The organism is Williamsia herbipolensis, from assembly GCF_036153515.1.
In the GTDB taxonomy this organism is placed as follows: Bacteria; Actinomycetota; Actinomycetes; order Mycobacteriales; family Mycobacteriaceae; genus Williamsia_A; species Williamsia_A herbipolensis.
In genome coordinates, this window is the sequence record NZ_CP108021.1 from 1,302,111 (window position 1) to 1,315,798 (window position 13,688).

15 protein-coding genes are annotated in these 13,688 nt (G+C 69.6%); 7 read left to right on the forward strand and 8 right to left on the reverse strand.

All coding sequences use genetic code 11. The features are described from left to right. Positions 1-12 precede the first annotated feature (12 nt). The 3 genes from OG579_RS05955 to dapE all read right to left on the reverse strand — a co-directional run bounded on the left by OG579_RS05955 (position 13) and on the right by dapE (position 2,486). Positions 13-549, reverse strand: coding sequence for an LOG family protein (locus tag OG579_RS05955; RefSeq protein WP_328858429.1), 537 nt, complete (start codon positions 547-549; stop codon positions 13-15). Then, on the reverse strand, positions 546-1,268 hold the full coding sequence (locus tag OG579_RS05960; protein ID WP_082080283.1) for an LOG family protein: 723 nt from the start codon (positions 1,266-1,268) through the stop codon (positions 546-548). The genes OG579_RS05955 and OG579_RS05960 overlap by 4 nt, the downstream gene beginning before the upstream one ends. Positions 1,269-1,376: 108 nt before the next feature. After that, complete coding sequence (gene dapE / locus OG579_RS05965; RefSeq protein WP_328858430.1) at positions 1,377-2,486, reverse strand: succinyl-diaminopimelate desuccinylase; 1,110 nt, start codon at positions 2,484-2,486, stop codon at positions 1,377-1,379. Here dapE and OG579_RS05970 point away from each other — a divergent pair. Then, positions 2,485-3,243, forward strand: coding sequence for an SDR family NAD(P)-dependent oxidoreductase (locus OG579_RS05970; protein WP_328858431.1), 759 nt, complete (start codon positions 2,485-2,487; stop codon positions 3,241-3,243). The genes dapE and OG579_RS05970 overlap by 2 nt on opposite strands. A 69-nt stretch (positions 3,244-3,312) precedes the next feature. After that, positions 3,313-3,711 (forward strand): VOC family protein, encoded by a 399-nt coding sequence (locus OG579_RS05975; RefSeq protein ID WP_328858432.1) that lies wholly within the window; start codon positions 3,313-3,315, stop codon positions 3,709-3,711. On the opposite strand, the gene OG579_RS05980 is transcribed toward OG579_RS05975, so the two are convergent. Further along, positions 3,645-4,412 carry a helix-turn-helix transcriptional regulator gene (locus tag OG579_RS05980; protein ID WP_328858433.1) on the reverse strand — a complete coding sequence of 256 codons (768 nt, stop codon included), beginning with the start codon at positions 4,410-4,412 and terminating at the stop codon, positions 3,645-3,647. The two genes, OG579_RS05975 and OG579_RS05980, sit on opposite strands and share 67 nt — an antisense overlap. Before the next feature lie 31 nt (positions 4,413-4,443). Between OG579_RS05980 and dapD the strand changes: the two genes are divergently transcribed. Next, positions 4,444-5,400: a 2,3,4,5-tetrahydropyridine-2,6-dicarboxylate N-succinyltransferase gene (gene dapD, locus OG579_RS05985; protein WP_328858434.1), complete on the forward strand. Its 957-nt coding sequence runs from the start codon at positions 4,444-4,446 to the stop codon at positions 5,398-5,400. Between the two features lie 90 nt (positions 5,401-5,490). On the opposite strand, the gene dapC is transcribed toward dapD, so the two are convergent. Beyond that, a complete protein-coding gene (dapC, locus tag OG579_RS05990; protein ID WP_328858435.1) occupies positions 5,491-6,609 on the reverse strand; it encodes a succinyldiaminopimelate transaminase in 1,119 nt (372 codons plus the stop codon). Then, the gene (gene fdxA, locus OG579_RS05995; protein ID WP_045823463.1) at positions 6,606-6,932 is read right to left on the reverse strand and encodes a ferredoxin; all 327 of its coding nucleotides are present in this window, start codon (positions 6,930-6,932) and stop codon (positions 6,606-6,608) included. Before fdxA ends, dapC begins: the two co-directional genes overlap by 4 nt. Positions 6,933-7,122: 190 nt before the next feature. On the opposite strand from fdxA, the gene OG579_RS06000 reads away from it, so the two are divergent. The 4 genes from OG579_RS06000 to OG579_RS06015 all read left to right on the forward strand — a co-directional run bounded on the left by OG579_RS06000 (position 7,123) and on the right by OG579_RS06015 (position 10,161). Next, on the forward strand, positions 7,123-8,346 hold the full coding sequence (locus OG579_RS06000; protein ID WP_328858436.1) for a NupC/NupG family nucleoside CNT transporter: 1,224 nt from the start codon (positions 7,123-7,125) through the stop codon (positions 8,344-8,346). A 181-nt stretch (positions 8,347-8,527) separates the two neighbouring features. Further along, positions 8,528-9,100, forward strand: coding sequence for a cysteine dioxygenase (locus OG579_RS06005; RefSeq protein WP_082080281.1), 573 nt, complete (start codon positions 8,528-8,530; stop codon positions 9,098-9,100). Positions 9,101-9,142: 42 nt separating this feature from the next. Further along, the gene (locus OG579_RS06010; protein ID WP_045823466.1) at positions 9,143-9,505 is read left to right on the forward strand and encodes a rhodanese-like domain-containing protein; all 363 of its coding nucleotides are present in this window, start codon (positions 9,143-9,145) and stop codon (positions 9,503-9,505) included. Beyond that, complete coding sequence (locus tag OG579_RS06015; protein WP_328858437.1) at positions 9,502-10,161, forward strand: hypothetical protein; 660 nt, start codon at positions 9,502-9,504, stop codon at positions 10,159-10,161. The genes OG579_RS06010 and OG579_RS06015 overlap by 4 nt, the downstream gene beginning before the upstream one ends. Before the next feature lie 82 nt (positions 10,162-10,243). Here OG579_RS06015 and OG579_RS06020 read toward each other — a convergent pair whose 3' ends face one another. Then, the gene (locus OG579_RS06020) at positions 10,244-11,041 is read right to left on the reverse strand and encodes a hypothetical protein (RefSeq protein WP_328858438.1); all 798 of its coding nucleotides are present in this window, start codon (positions 11,039-11,041) and stop codon (positions 10,244-10,246) included. A gap of 16 nt (positions 11,042-11,057) precedes the next feature. Beyond that, on the reverse strand, positions 11,058-13,679 hold the full coding sequence (locus OG579_RS06025; protein ID WP_328858439.1) for a bifunctional FO biosynthesis protein CofGH: 2,622 nt from the start codon (positions 13,677-13,679) through the stop codon (positions 11,058-11,060). Positions 13,680-13,688: the final 9 nt, after the last annotated feature.

Here is a 13,688-nt window from a genome sequence, read left to right on the forward strand (position 1 = left end):
GTCGAAGTGAGGTTACCGGCTGGTACACCATTCGATGGCGCGGGTCACAGAATCGGTGACCTGCAGGCGTTCGAGGGCGTGCGCGGAGACGAAACCGTCGCCCTGCAGCGTGGTCAACCACGACATCAGCGGGGCGTAGAAACCGAAGGGGTCGAGCACCACCACGGGCTTGGCGTGCATCCCGAGGTAGCCACCGGTCCAGGTCTCGAACAGCTCCTCCAACGTCCCGATGCCGCCGGGCAGCGTCACGAACGCGTCGGCACGTTCGTCCATCAGCTGCTTGCGCTGTCTCATGGTGTCGGTGACCACGAGTTCGTCGGCGTCGGTGTCGGCGACCTCACGGTCGACCAGCGCGCGGGGGATGATCCCGACGGTCCGGCCACCCGCCTCGCGCGTACCGCGCGCGACCGCACCCATCATCGACACGTTTCCGCCGCCGGAGACCAGGGTGTGTCCGCGCGCACCGATCGCCGCACCCACCTCCGACGCCAACGTCAGGTACCGCTCGTCGACCGGTCCCGATGCGCAGTAGACACAGATGGCGGTCATCGGGTCGAGGCCTCGATATGCGCGCCCGCACGGGTGATGATCTCGACGGTCTCGGCGACGCTGTCGGTGACGTGCAGCAGCGCGACGTCGCTCTGCGACACCGTGCCCGCGGGGACCAGCGTGCCGGTGATCCAGTCGAGCAGGCCCTGCCAGTAGTCGGCGCCGAGCAACACGATCGGGAAGCGGGTCACCTTCTTCGTCTGGACGAGGGTGAGTGCCTCGAACAGTTCGTCCATCGTCCCGAACCCCCCGGGCAGACACACGAACGCCTGCGCGTATTTGACGAACATCGTCTTACGGGCGAAGAAGTACCGGAAGTTCACCCCGAGGTCGACCCACTCGTTGAGCGACTGTTCGAACGGCAGCTCGATACCGAGACCGATCGACCGGCCACCGGCCTGCGCCGCACCACGATTGGCCGCCTCCATCGCCCCGGGACCGCCGCCGGTGATCACCGCATAGCCCGCGGCGGCCAGCGCCCCACCGAGCTCGACCCCGAGCGCGTACTCCGGCGAGTCGGGGGTGGTGCGCGCCGACCCGAACACCGTCACCGCGGCGGCGACGTCGGACATCGCGTCGAACCCGGCGACGAACTCGGACTGGATGCGCAGGACCCGCCACGGGTCGTGTTCGAGACGGTTCGCGCGACGCGCCCCGTCGGGATCGACGGGGTCGGGGTCGCCGGTGTCGAGCAACCGACGGTCGGTCGTCGACTCCATCGACTCGGGATCGAGACGTCTGCGGGTCGCGCCGGAGTAGCAGAGCGGCTGGTCGTGATCGTCGGCTGGCACGCCGCCGACGGTATCCGACACCGGCGTGGAACGAGATCAGGTGGGCGTGCGCAGGTGACGCCGCAGGATGTCGGTCACCTCGGTGATCTGCGCGGTCGGCACGCGCTCGTCGCGGCGGTGCGCGAGGTTCGGGTCCCCCGGACCGAGGTTGACCGCGGGGATGCCCAACGCCGCGAACCGGGCGACGTCGGTCCAGCCGTACTTGGCGCGAACACGACCACCGGCCGCCGCCACGAGCGCCTGCGCGGCGGGGTGCGACAGGCCGGGCAGGGCGCCGGGTGAGGAGTCGGTGAGTTCGAGACCGATTCGGCCGGAGGACAACTCGGCCGCGAACACCTCACGGACGTGGTCGAGCGCGGCGTCGACGGTGCGGTCGGGGGCGAAGCGGAAGTTGACGTCGACCGACGCGAGGTCGGGTACCACGTTCCCGGCCACACCGCCGTCGATGCGCACCGCCGAGAGCCCCTCCCGGTACTCGCATCCGTCGATGTCGACGCGACGGGGCGCATACGCCGACAATGTCGCCAGCACCCCAGACAGCGCGTGGATCGCGTTGTCGCCCATCCACGATCGCGCCGAGTGGGCGCGTGTCCCGGTGGCGGTGAGGCGCACCCGCAGTGTCCCCTGACAGCCCGCCTCGATCTGGCCCGCCGTCGGTTCGCCCAGGATCGCGACGTCACCCCGGAGCCAGTCCGGGAGTTCGCGTTCGATGAACCCGAGCCCGTTGTGGACCGCGGCGATCTCCTCGCAGTCGTAGAAGATCAACGTCAGGTCATGTGCGACATTGCTCATCGTCGCGGCGAGATGCAGGAACACCGCGTCGCCGGACTTCATGTCGACCGTGCCGCACCCGTGCAACACATCGCCCTCGACGTCGTCGACGGTGCGGCGGCTCGGGACGTTGTCGGCGATCGGGACGGTGTCGAGGTGGCCGGCGAGGATCACCCGCGACGGCAGTCCGCGATCGGTCCGCGCCAGCACACGGTCGCCGTGGCGGAGGATCTCGAAGCCCGTGGTCTGCGCGCGCAGTGCGTGTTCGACGGCGTCGGCGAGAGCGGCCTCGTGGTGCGATTCGCTCGCGATGTCGACCAGCGCCGCGGTCAGGTCGATCGGATCGGCGGTCAGATCCAGCGCGGCGGTACCCATGACCGTCGAGGATACGACGATCGGTCGCCGCCGGGCCTCTGCGGCGCCGCCGCCGGGAATAGTCGCCGTCGATCCACCCGTTGCACCGGGCATGACGACTCTCGCGATCATCGGTGCAGGAGCAGGACTCGGGGCGGCAGTGGCACGCAGGTTCGGTGCCGAGGGGTTCTCGGTGGGGCTCATCTCACGCAACCAGTCGAGGGTCGACGCGCTCGCCGACACCCTCGCGAAAGACGGTGTGTCGGCACGGGGTTTCGCCGCCGACGTGCGGGATCCGGCGTCGATCGCGTCGGCTCTGGAACAGGTGACCGAGACGCTCGGGCCGATCGAGGTGTTGCAGTACAGCCCTCTGCCGCAGAAAGACTTCATGCGACCGGTGCTCGAGACGACCCCGGCCGACATGGTGGGGCCGGTCGAGTTCTCCATCTACGGACCGATCGCTGCGGTGCACCAGGTGCTGCCCGGTATGCGGTTCCTCGGCGAGAACACGGGCACCATCCTCTTCGTCAACGGCGGTTCGGCGGTCAAGCCCGGTCGCGCCGTCACCGGCACGTCCATCGCGTTCGCCGGGCAGGCCGCCTACGCCCAACTGCTCCACGAGGAGTTGAAGCCCGAGGGTATCCATGTGTCGCAGTTGATCATCGGGGGTGCGATCTCCGCCGACGACCCGCGCAAGAGCCCCGAGGCGCTCGCCGATCACCTATGGGATCTGCACACCGGTCGCGACCGGTTCCGTCTGCAGGTCAGCGAGGACTGAGCACGCTCGCGCCGATGACGTCCGAAATGTTCATGACCGCGGGGTGCGGGCGGTCCTAACGTTCGTGGCATGACCACCTCCGCACACGTCATCGGCCTCTCCGTCGTCGTCTCCGACATGGCCCGGGCCCTCGCGTTCTACCGCGCCGTCGGCATCGATGTCCCTGACGACCAGGACGACGCCCCGCACGCCGAGGTCGCCCTCGCCGGCGGCTTCCGGTTGATGTTCGACACGGCCGAGGTGATCACCTCGTTCGACCCGGGCTGGACACCGCCCGCGGGCGGTCATCGGGCTGCGCTCGCCGTCGACTGCTCGGACCCCGCGTCGGTGGATTCTCTCTACGCATCGCTGGTCGACGACGGGCACCGGGGGCACCTCGCGCCGTTCGACGCCGTGTGGGGTCAGCGGTATGCGGTGGTGCTCGATCCGGACGGCAACCCGGTCGATCTCTGCGCGACACTCGCGTGACGCGGGGTCGGGCCGACGACGTCGGACGGCGTCGACCCGACCATCGCTCGGAACTCGCGGAACATGTGCGAATAGTCGGAGTATCCGTGGCGGTGCGCGGTGTCGGTGAACGAGAAACCCTCACGCAGTGAGCGACTCGCGTCCTCGACACGCAGGATGCGGTGCAGCGTCTTGGGTCCGTAGCCGAAGGCGTCGTCGGATCGGCGGCGCAGTTGCCGGGCGCTGAGTCCGAGCCGATCGGCGACGTCGTCGATGCGGTCGCCGGCCCGGATCGCGGCAACCGTCGGACCGATCCAGTCGGGCACGCCGTCGCGGCGGCACAGTGCCTCGGCGGCGAGCGACTCCAGCATCGCGCCGGGCGTCGTCGAACCCGCGACCGATTCCTCCCACCGCGATGCGTCCGCACCGAGGACGTCGGTCAGCGACAACTGTCGATCGCGCAGCTCGACCGCGGGCAGCCCCGTCACCACCGGCGCGACGCCGGGCGCGAACCGGATGGCCGTCAACATCACCGGCGCGGTCGTCTCGTGCCGCCGCGCGACGGTGTCGGGGCCCGCGACCAGGACACGCGAGCCGTCCCAGATCAGGTCGATGCAGCCATCGGGTCGCACGATCGACGGGCCCGGTTCGCACCAGCGATTCCACACGGTCGCGGGCAGCGCCGTGGAGCGTCGCTCGCGGTAGCCGGTGGCGTGATCCACCACCCCAGTATCGCCGGTAGGGTGTGCTCCCGTGAGTGAAGCGACATCAGCAGCCGGAACCGGGATCGCCACCATCACCGACAGCGGTCAGGTGCTCGACACCTGGTTCCCCGCTCCGGAACTGGGCGCGGGCGGCGAGTCGGGGACCGTGCAGCACAGCGGTGACGACATCCCCGCCGACCTGCGTCCCCTCGTCGGCAGCGATGAGGCCCGCGGCGTGCGGACCGTCGCGGTGACGACCACGATCGCCGATCTGTCGCAGGCCCCGACCGACGCACACGATGTCTACCTGCGCCTGCACCTGCTGTCGCATCGCCTCGTCGCGCCCCACGGCCTCAATCTCGACGGCCAGTTCGGGCTGCTCGCCAACGTCGTGTGGACCAACCACGGCCCATGTGCCGTCGAGGGTTTCGAGCTGACCCGCGCGCGGTTGCGCGCCCGTGGGCCGGTCGCGGTGAACAGCATCGACAAGTTCCCGCGCATGGTCGACTACGTGGTGCCGTCGGGTGTGCGGATCGGCGACGCCGACCGCGTCCGTCTCGGTGCGCACCTCGCGAGCGGCACGACGGTGATGCACGAGGGATTCGTGAACTTCAACGCCGGCACGCTCGGCAACTCGATGGTCGAGGGCCGTATCTCGGCCGGCGTCGTCGTCGGTGACGGTTCGGACGTCGGTGGCGGCGCGTCGATCATGGGCACGCTGTCCGGTGGTGGCACACAAGTGATCTCGCTCGGCGAGCGTTGTCTGCTGGGTGCCAACTCGGGCTGCGGGATCTCGCTCGGCGACGACTGCGTCATCGAGGCGGGGCTCTACGTCACCGCGGGTACCAAGGTCACCGGCCCCGACGGCACCGCGGTGAAGGCACGCGACCTCTCGGGCACGAACAACCTGCTGTTCCGCCGCAACAGTGTCAGCGGCGCGGTCGAGGTCGTGCCGTGGAAGGGCGACGGCATCGCCCTCAACGCGGCCCTGCACGCGAACGACTGACCCGGGCCCGGGGAGCATCACCGATCCGATGCGATTGTTCTCGCCGAGCGGGAGACATCGCATGGGATCGCGTGGTGGATCCTGCCGGTGTCAGTCGACGGTGAGGCGTGCGGCGGCAGCGGCGATCCGCTCGTCGGTCGCGGTGAGCGCCAGGCGCACGTGCTTCGTGCCGGCGGGGCCGTAGAACTCCCCCGGCGCGGCGAGGATGCCGCGCTCGGCCAGCCACGCGACGGTGTCGCGGCAGGGTTCGTCGCGGGTGGCCCACAGGTACAGACCGGCCTCGGAGTGATCGATCCGGAACCCGGCGTGGCGCACGGCGGTCGACAGCACGACACGACGGTTGAGGTAGCGCTCGCGTTGCACGGCGACGTGGTCGTCGTCGGTGAGTGCCGCCAGCATCGCGGTCTGCACGGGGTACGGGACGATCAGTCCCGCGTGCTTGCGCACCGCGAGCAGCTCGGCGACGAGCGCGGGGTCGCCGGCGAAGAACCCGGCCCGGTAGCCGGCCAGGTTGGAGATCTTCGACAACGAGTGCACGGCGAGCAGGCCGGTGGTGTCGCCGTCGGAGACGCGCGGATCGAGGATCGACACCGCCTCGGCGTCCCACGCGAGACCGAGATAGCACTCGTCGGAGATGACGATGGCGCCCCGTTCGCGGGCCCAGGCGACGACCTTGCGCAGGTGATCGACACCGAGAACCGCGCCGGTGGGGTTCGACGGCGAGTTGATGAAGACCGCACCGGGATTCGTCGGACCGAGGGCGAACAGCGAATCCGAGCGCACCGGACGGGCACCGGCGAGCAGGACCCCGACCTCGTAGGTCGGATAGGCGACCTCGGGGATCACGATGTCGTCGCCGGGGCCGAAGCCGAGGAGCGACACGACCGAGGCGATGGCCTCCTTGGTCCCGATGAGCGGCAGGATCGACGACGCGTCGACGTCGGCGATGCCGTACCGGCGGATCAGTGCGGCGGCCGCGGCGTCGCGCAGCGCGGAGGTACCCGAGGTGGTCGGGTAGCCGGGGAACCCGGCGCCGTCGTCGAGACCGCGACGGATGACGTCGGCGATCTCGTCGACAGGTGTCCCGACCGACAGGTCGACGATGCCGTCGGGATGCGCTGCCGCGGTGGCCTTGGCCTCGGTGAGGGTGTCCCACGGGAAGTCGGGCAGCGTCGTCGCCACCGACCGCCGCGCGGTCTTGTCGGTCACTCTTCGGTGTTCATGGGTGGCAGACCCTTGATGAACGACGGATCGTTCGAGGTCTTGCCGACCTTGCTGGCGCCGCCCGGCGACCCCAGATCGTCGAAGAAGTCGACGTTGGCCTTGACGTACGGCTCCCACTCGTCGGGGACGTCGTCCTCGTAGAAGATGGCCTCCACCGGGCAGACCGGTTCGCAGGCACCGCAGTCGACGCACTCGTCGGGCTGGATGTAGAGCATCCGGTCACCCTCGTAGATGCAATCCACCGGGCACTCCTCGACGCAGGCCCGATCCAGCAGGTCCACACACGGCTCGGCGATGATGTACGTCAACTCGGTCACTCCTTCACTCACGTGGTGCTCTCCGCACTCGCGTCGCGGCACCCGCCGCACGACACCTGAGCTCCAGTATCCCGCCTGACGGGCCCACGGTCACATCCGGGGCGACGGACCGGAGGGCAGCGCCGACACGATGCCCACGAGTTACTGAGCCCAACTAACCGCAAACGGTCAGAATGACCCCATGCACTACGTGATCGGGGTCGTCGGACTCCTCGTGTTCGGACTGCTCGCATGGCTGCCGAGCACGGACCGCTCCCAGGTGAAGCGCAAGCTCCGGCCCATCGCGGTCATGCTCCTCATCGAGGTCGCTCTGAGCCTGGCGCTGCTGAAGACCGGTGTCGGCACCGACGTCATCCGCGGGATCGAGAGCGGCTTCGACCACCTGCTGGGGTACGCCGCCGAGGGCACGACGTTCGTGTTCGGCGACCTCACCGATGTCGACAAGAACCCCTCCACGTCACCGCCGTTCCTGCTCAGCGTGCTGATGCCGATCGTGTTCATCTCGGCGCTGATCGGAATCCTGCAATACACGAAGATCCTGCCGTTGGTGGTCACCGTCATCGGCACCGCGCTGTCGAAGGTGAACGGCATGGGAAAGCTGGAGTCGTTCAACGCGGTCGCCTCGGCCCTGCTCGGCCAGTCCGAGGTGTTCATCTCGGTCAAGAAACTGCTGCCGGTGCTCCCGGCGCACCGGATGTACACCCTCGCCGCGTCGGCGATGTCGACGGTGTCCGCGTCGATCCTGGGCGCCTACCTCCAGCTCATCGACGCGCGGTTCGTCATCACCGCGATCGTGCTGAACCTCTTCGGCGCGTTCATCGTGGTGTCGTTGATCAACCCCTACGACCCCGCGCCCGACTCCGACGTCGACGCGCTGGTCGCCGGCGGTGGACGCGACACGCGGCCCCGGCAGTCGTTCTTCGAGATGCTCGGCGAGTACATCCTCGACGGGTTCAAGGTCGCGTTCACCGTCGGCGCGATGCTGATCGGGTTCATCGCGCTGATCGCGATGCTCAACGGCATCTTCTCGGGCCTGTTCGGCGGCACCACGTTCCAGGACGTCCTCGGCTACGCGTTCTCGCCGTTGGCCTGGCTGACCGGGATCCCGTGGGACGAGTCGGTGGCGGCGGGGAAGTTCATGGCCACCAAGCTCGTGGCCAACGAGGTCGTGGCGATGCTGCAACTCACCTCCGGCGACGACGACCTCTCGGCGCGGACGATCGCGATCGTCTCCACGTTCCTCGTGTCGTTCGCGAACTTCTCCTCGATCGGCATCATCGCCGGCGCCGTGCGCAGCCTCGACGAGAAGCAGGGCATCAACGTCGCCCGGTTCGGGCTGCGCCTGCTCTACGGGGCGACGCTGGTCAGTTTCATCAGCGCCACCATCGTCGGCCTCGTCGTCTGAGTTGTCCGGTTCTTCTGAGCGGTCCGGTCGCATCGAGTCCGCCTTCGAATCAGCGGGCCTGTAACCCTCCCCCGATGGGCGGATCGGCGGGATGGTGCATGGGTGCTTCATCACCCCACCTCCCGACGCTGTCGCGGCTGAGAACACCTCGCCCCCGACCCGCGACCTGAGGAGAACCCCGATGACCACGACCATCTCCCCCTTCACCGCCTCCCCTCTCACCGCCCGCACGCTCCCCCGTCGGCCGGTGCCGACGAGGGTGCTGCCGACGCGACTGTGCCCGGCTGACCTGCTGCGACTGACCGACCAGACCGCCGCCGACATCCTCGACGGCAAACACGACACCGCGTTGCCGGACCAGTGGGATGACGTCGCTCGCTGGTCGACCCGGCTGCACTCCGACGACGACGTCGACATCTGGCTGATCAGCTGGACCGAGGGCACCTCCACCGAACTCCACGACCACGCCGGCTCGCTCGGCGCGCTGACGGTGCTGTCGGGGTCGTTGACCGAGTCCCGCTGGACCGGGCGCGGGCTGCGGGATCGCGTACTCGACGCGGGCGATCAGGCCTCGTTTCCCCTGGGCTGGGTGCATGATGTGATGCGCACACCGGGCACCGCGCCCTCGGCCGACCCGACGTTGAGCGTGCACGCGTATTCGCCGCCGCTCAGCGCGATGAGCTACTACGAGGTCACCGCGGAACAGTCGCTGCGCCGGGTGCGCACCGAACTGACCGACGTGCCCGAGAAATGAGTGCTCACCCACGATGAGACGACACAGGACAGGTGTCACCCCGTGACGACGATCGACGACGTGCTCGCCGCGGCCCGCTCCCGCATCGACCGTCTGCCCGCCGAGCGGGTCGCCGACGAACTCGCCGCGGGCGCGATCCTCGTCGACATCCGACCCGCCGCGCAGCGCGCGGTCGAGGGCGAGTCCCCCGACGCGATCCTCATCGAGCGCAACGTGCTCGAGTGGCGCTGCGACCCGGCCAGCGACGCGCGCATCGACGCCGCGGTGGACCACGACGTGCGCTGGATCATCCTGTGCCAGCAGGGCTACACCTCGAGTCTCGCCGCAGCAGCCCTGCAGGAACTCGGGTTGCACCGTGCCACCGACGTCATCGGCGGTCACGAGGCGCTCGCCGCCCTGCGATGACGCCCACGGCGCCGCAATCGCTCGCGCAGGCGGCCACGCTGTCCTCGGCCGACCTCCTCGCGCTCCACCCCGATCTGCCCGCACCGACGATCGACGAGATCGTCGGCGAACACCCGAGCGCGTTCCCCCACGACACCGACGCCGACACACGGGCCTTCTTCGTGCGGCGGGGCCGTGGGCTCTGGCTCGGCAAGGCATACAGCGCCCCGTGTCACGACGCCGTCGACGGCATCGGCGAGGGCTACAACCTGTGGCGACGCGGGGACACGGTGGTGCGCGCGGAACGGTTCTCGTGGCGGATCGAGCCGTCGGCGACCGACGGGCGTGATGCCCTGGTGATGCGGTACCGGGCGTTCGGATCCGTCTCGGGCGCACTCGATCTCGTCGACGAGGTACGCACACTCGTCCCGGGGTCGTTGTTCCTCGGGATCTATCACACCCGGATCGCACTACCGGGTTTCACCGGTGCGCAGCGCGGCCCCCGCAGCGGGCCCGCGGTCTTCCTCCTCGGCCCCGCCACCGAGCCCACCCGAGGCGTCGACGACGCGTCGGCGGAGACCGGACACCGGTCGCTCGCCCACGTCGCACTGGGCGCGCTCACCGCGCCGCCGCGCATCCGACCGTGGGTCGCACGGGCGACGAGACGGCTCGTCTGACCGTCGGCGGCCGCGACCGCGGGAGAACGCGAGTGCGGCGCCGACAGGCCTCGTCGGTCAGGGTGTCGCCGAGGCGATCGGATCAGACACGCACGGGCGCACGGAGGCTGGCCACCGCGGCCTCGGTCGCGCGTCGCAACGCCGACTGCTCCCCCACGTAGTCCGCGACCGCGCCGACGACGGGCAGTGCACTCAGCAGGCGCCACGGTTGCTTCGGCGACGGGCGGTGCGAGAGGACGTCGGTGATCGAACGCAGCAGGCCGACCACCGACCCGACCGACCTCACCAGACCCATCGGGGTCAGGTCACGGTGCGGATCGGCGGCGACCCGCACCGCCTTCTCGACGCGGGCCACCCCGCGGGCGTCGGCGCCGGTCGGCTTCTGCGACAACACGACCCGCGAGTCGATGATCCGGTCGCACAGCACCGCGATGAGCTGATCGGTCTGATCGAAACGGTCGTGCACGCCGTGCACCCGCTGGACCGCGCAGATGATGAAGGCCTGGTGGGCGAAGCCGAGCAGATCCTGGACGGGCAGACGGTCGGCGAGCACGCCGAACACACCGGGATAGGCGACCAGTGCGGTGCTCAGGCGTCCCACCCGGCCGACCCACCACTCGGTGCGTTGCTCGACACTCCACTTCTCCCACGTCCGCGTCCCCGGGACGCCCGACGAGTCGGTGAACCACTGCAGGGCGCGTGTCGCCGTACCCAGCAGGGAGTCGTCTCCCGGCCGCGGGTCGAACGTCATCTGCTTGATGCCGAAGGCGTCCCAGTGCTCCACCGCGTCGAGCACCGGGTTGATCACGCCGGTCGCGGTGTAGAGGACTCGCGCGATGTCGTGGTCGGAGATCGACGGGTGCGGCGATGTGGGGGCCATGGGTCTCCTCGCGTGGTCAGGCCGCGGATTCGCGGCGCGCGTGCACGGTGGTCCGTTCGCGGGCGGGGCGCCCGATGTCGGTGGCGATCTTCCGGAGCTCGGCGACGGTCTTCTCCGACCCGTGCTGCGAACCGGCCATGCGCGAGATCGTCTCCTCCATCAGCGTGCCGCCCAGATCGTTCGCGCCGCCCTGCAGCATCACCTGCGTACCGGCGGTGCCGAGCTTGACCCAGCTCGTCTGGATGTTGTGGATCCGACCGTGCAGCATCACCCGCGCGAGCGCGTGCACCGCGCGGTTGTCGCGGTGCGTGGGTCCCGGCCGGGATGCGCCCGCGAGGTACAGCGGCGAGCTCTGGTGCACGAACGGCAGCGGCACGAACTCGGTGAAACCGCCTGTGCGATCCTGGATCCCGCGAAGGATGTTGAGGTGACCCACCCAGTGCTTCGGGGCGTCGACATGGCCGTACATCATCGTCGAACTCGAGCGCAGACCCACCTCGTGGGCGGTGGTCACCACCTCGATCCACTCCGCGGTGGGCAGTTTGCCCTTGGTGAGGACCCAGCGGACCTCGTCGTCGAGGATCTCCGCGGCGGTGCCGGGGATGGTGTCGAGGCCGGCCTCACGCAGCGCCGTCAGCCACTCCCGGATGCTCTGGCCACCCCGGGAGGCACCGTTGACGATCTCCATCGGCGAGAAGGCGTGCACGTGCATCGACGGCACGCGGGCCTTCACCGCGCGCACCAGGTCGGCGTACCCGGTGACGGGCAACTCGGGATCGATGCCGCCCTGCATGCAGACCTCGGTCGCCCCGGCCACATGGGCCTCCCAGGCGCGGTCGGCGACCTCCTCGGCCGCCAGTGTGTAGGCGTCGGCGTCCCCCTTGCGCTGGGCGAACGCACAGAACCGGCATCCGGTATAGCAGATGTTGGTGAAGTTGATGTTGCGGTTCACGACGTAGGTCACGTCGTCGCCGTTGACCTCCTTGCGCAGCGAGTCGGCCAGTGCCACAAGCGCTTCGAGGCCGTCGCCGTCGGCGGTGGCGAGCGCCAGGTAGTCCGCGTCGCTGCACGCCGCCGGGTCGGACTCGGCGTGGCGCAGCGCCGTGAGGACCTCGGAATCGAGGCGGGCGGGCGCACCCGCGGCGTCGGCCGACAGCGCGAGCACCTGCTCGCGCACGGTGTCCCAGTCACCGAAGGCGCTGCCGAGATCGCTGCGGGTCTCGGTGTTACGTCCGTCGGTGTCGATGGCGGTGTGCAGATCGACCCGTCCACTCGACTGCCAGTCCTCGTCGGGCTCCTGCCACGGCCGGCCCACGGGGATCACGTCGGCGGCGAGGCCGGTCACCGGGTCGGCCAGCGCCTGCACGTGGCCGGTGATGCGCGGATCGATCCACGGTTGTCCCGCCAGCACGTACTGCGGTTGCGCCGCAACACGTTCGGTGAGGCGGTACCCCGCGGCCGCGGTGATCTCGGCGAGCGCGTCGAGGTTGGGCCACGGCCGTTCGGGGTTCACGTGGTCGGGGGTCAACGGCGACACGCCGCCCCAGTCGTCGACCCCGGCACCGATCAGCGCTGCGCACTCGGCGGCGGAGACGAGGTTCGGCGGGGCCTGGATACGCATCGACGGACCGAGCAGGACGCGGGCGACGGCCACCGCGGCGACGAACTCGTCGATGTCGGCATCGGGTACCGACCGCATGGCGGTGTCGGACTTGGCCCGGAAGTTCTGGACGATCACCTCCTGGATGTGACCGAAGGCCTTGTGGGTCGACCGGATCTCGAGGATCGACTCGGCCCGCTCGAGGCGCGTCTCACCGATGCCGACGAGGATCCCGGTGGTGAACGGCACCGACAGACGTCCGGCGTCGACGAGTACCCGCTTACGGACCTCGGGATCCTTGTCTGGGCTGCCGAAGTGGCACTCACCCTTGTCGGTGAACAGTCGCCGCGAGGTGGTCTCGAGCATCATGCCCATCGACGGTGCAACGGGCTTGAGTCGTGAGATCTCCTGCCAGCTCATCACCCCGGGATTGAGGTGGGGCAGGAGCCCGGTCTCCTCGAGAACGCGGATCGACGCCGCACGCACGTAGTCGAGCGTCGAATCGTAGCCACGCTCGTCGAGCCACTGTGCCGCCTCCGGCCAGCGGTCCTCGGGACGGTCGCCGAGGGTGAACAACGCTTCTTTGCAACCGAGTTCGGCGCCGCGACGCGCGATGTCGAGGACCTCGTCCATCTCCAGGAACGGGCCGTGCCCGTCGCGCGCGAGCTTGCCGGGCACGGTGACGAAGGTGCAGTAGTGGCAGCGGTCGCGACACAGTCGGGTGAGCGGGATGAACACCTTGCGCGAGTAGGTGACCTGACGTTCGCGCCCGGCGGCCACCAGACCGGCGTCGCGCACGCGGGCCGCCGAGGCACACAGATCGGCGAGATCCTCGCCGCGCGCGGCGAGGAGCACCGCGGCCTCGTCGGCGTTGACCGTCGCACCGTCGCGCACCCGACGCAGTGCGCGGCGCATGGCCGAGGCGGTCGGCGCCGGTTCGGTGGGCGTCACCGCGGTCGCGGTGGCGTTCGGGAAGCTCGGAGCGGGCAGAGCGGTGGACTCTTGGTGTTCGGAAGTCACCTGACGATCATGCGCCATTCGCCGTCG

Excerpts from the sequence above, each read along its gene's own strand:
- OG579_RS06025 (WP_328858439.1), bottom strand. The coding sequence starts at position 13,679 with ATGGCGCATGATCGTCAGGTGACTTCCGAACACCAAGAGTCCACCGCT.
- OG579_RS05960 (WP_082080283.1), bottom strand. The coding sequence starts at position 1,268 with ATGGAGTCGACGACCGACCGTCGGTTGCTCGACACCGGCGACCCCGAC.
- OG579_RS06005 (WP_082080281.1), top strand. The coding sequence starts at position 8,528 with ATGACCACGACCATCTCCCCCTTCACCGCCTCCCCTCTCACCGCCCGC.
- OG579_RS05975 (WP_328858432.1), top strand. The coding sequence starts at position 3,313 with ATGACCACCTCCGCACACGTCATCGGCCTCTCCGTCGTCGTCTCCGAC.
- OG579_RS06015 (WP_328858437.1), top strand. The coding sequence starts at position 9,502 with ATGACGCCCACGGCGCCGCAATCGCTCGCGCAGGCGGCCACGCTGTCC.
- OG579_RS05970 (WP_328858431.1), top strand. The coding sequence starts at position 2,485 with ATGACCGTCGAGGATACGACGATCGGTCGCCGCCGGGCCTCTGCGGCG.
- dapE (WP_328858430.1), bottom strand. The coding sequence starts at position 2,486 with ATGGGTACCGCCGCGCTGGATCTGACCGCCGATCCGATCGACCTGACC.
- OG579_RS06000 (WP_328858436.1), top strand. The coding sequence starts at position 7,123 with ATGCACTACGTGATCGGGGTCGTCGGACTCCTCGTGTTCGGACTGCTC.
- OG579_RS06020 (WP_328858438.1), bottom strand. The coding sequence starts at position 11,041 with ATGGCCCCCACATCGCCGCACCCGTCGATCTCCGACCACGACATCGCG.
- OG579_RS05955 (WP_328858429.1), bottom strand. The coding sequence starts at position 549 with ATGACCGCCATCTGTGTCTACTGCGCATCGGGACCGGTCGACGAGCGG.